Source organism: Mesorhizobium sp. M7A.F.Ca.CA.002.05.1.1 (genome assembly GCF_003998335.1).
GTDB lineage: Bacteria > Pseudomonadota > Alphaproteobacteria > Rhizobiales > Rhizobiaceae > Mesorhizobium.
This window is the reverse complement of the sequence record NZ_RZQI01000505.1, coordinates 2,930-4,408: the sequence shown is the minus strand read 5'-3', so window position 1 is coordinate 4,408 and position 1,479 is coordinate 2,930. Positions and strand designations below refer to the sequence as shown.

Genomic DNA, 1,479 nt, shown 5'->3' with positions numbered 1-1,479 from the left:
GCCTTGAGATAGGCGCGCAGCGGATCGATCATCCAGCCCCAGCGCCCGGCGCAGACGAGCCGCGGCAGCTTGACGCCCTCGTCGAGCGCCTGCTGCCATATCCGTGCCAGCAGGATGTGGTTCTTGCGCACCTCGATGGTCGAGCAATAGAGCACGAACGGCTCGTCGGCCTCGATGCGCGAAGTCTGGCCGATGCGCGAAGCCGTCTCGTACAGGATGGAAGGCATCGGAAACCGGTATACCACCGGCTGTGTGACGCCTGCCTGTTGCATATGGTCGGTCAGCGTCGCACCAACTTCGTCGGATGCACAAAATGCCGGCGCGCCGGAACGCACGAGGTGCTCGAGATATGACCCGTAGCGAGCCTCGCCAGGGCTCATACCAACCATGTCGGGGCGCAGTGTCGGGATGAGGTCGTGGCAAAGAAACGCAAGGCCACCGGCGCGCCCGGAAAGGGCGGCTCGATCGTCACCGGTCAGAATGTGATGGCTGATCAGGACAAAGCCGCGTTCGGTCTCGTTCGGTTGGCTTGGAACCTGACGCGGGGCCGACCGGATCCGCGCCCGCTGGTACAGACGATAGGCCCTGATCAGCAACCTCGTCGCCTGAATAGGCAATCCCTTTGCGGCCATGGGTCACCGTCTTGGCGAGATGGCGGTCGGCGTCGCGCTTGCCCCATGGCTGCTGCCTCACCGCTTCGAGGGCCTGCGACATCGCCGTACGTCTCCCAGGCCATCGTTTGAGGCGCCAGGGTGAAATCTCGCCCGTCGCGACATGGTCCTGCTCGAAAGGAGCGAGGGGGCGAAACCGGCCTTCCCACGGTCGGAACGCCACCACCTCCACGCTAGGGTCGGGATCGGCCAGGGCTGCGCTGACGAGAAAGCTTTCCACCCGCGGGATGCCGACAAGTCCCTGGCCGGACGGCCAGAACGTCAGGCCGGTGGCGTCGATGGCCAGCCTGGGAGGTCTTCTTTCCCCTCCATCTTCAATCACGGTTTTACTGTCAGGACTCTCGACTGTCATGTTCTGCTTCTGTCGAAGGCGGTTGCACTCGATGCCTTATGCTTCATTTGCCGCGAAGACGGTAGCCATGCTGGCCGTCTTGCCCATCGGCCCGGCCCTGTGCCACCTTCGGCCGGGACGTGGCGAGCGGGGGTGGCAAATGCGCGGCGAAGTACTTCACTATGACGAGATCCAGGGCTTCGGCTTCATATCCGGGGCCGACGGCAACCGTTACACCTTCACCCGCGAGAACCTGCGCCGGGAAACTGCTATGCGGAAGGGCGCGGCCGTCGAGTTCCAGCCGGGTGGCGGCCAGGCGCGCGACGTTTTTTCGATCACCGCTCCGACTGCCGCTCCCTCCGCCGCCAATCCCAGCGTCAAAGCCGCACCGGCCCAGGCCAGCGTTCCGTCCGCAGTGGTCCCGCCCGCTGCGCAGCATTTCGGTCGATCTTCCGAGATAGCCGAGCCCGGCGATCT

The 1,479-nt window shown here is 64.8% G+C and carries 1 protein-coding gene and 2 pseudogenes; 1 reads left to right on the top strand and 2 read right to left on the bottom strand.

Annotation, left to right across the window (positions count from 1 at the left end; translation table 11 throughout):
• A pseudogene (locus EN939_RS38590) lies at positions 1–227 on the bottom strand (glycosyltransferase); the annotation flags it as partial.
• 241 nt (positions 228–468) lie between these two features.
• Positions 469–1,023 (bottom strand): hypothetical protein, encoded by a 555-nt coding sequence (locus EN939_RS38585; protein ID WP_206528320.1) that lies wholly within the window; start codon positions 1,021–1,023, stop codon positions 469–471.
• Positions 1,024–1,162: 139 nt separating this feature from the next.
• Between EN939_RS38585 and EN939_RS39215 the strand changes: the two are divergent.
• Positions 1,163–1,479 (top strand): annotated as a pseudogene (locus EN939_RS39215) (DUF805 domain-containing protein); the annotation flags it as partial.

Bases quoted from the DNA above. Each gene is read 5' to 3' on its own strand.
- EN939_RS38585 (WP_206528320.1), bottom strand. From the start codon at position 1,023: ATGACAGTCGAGAGTCCTGACAGTAAAACCGTGATTGAAGATGGAGGG.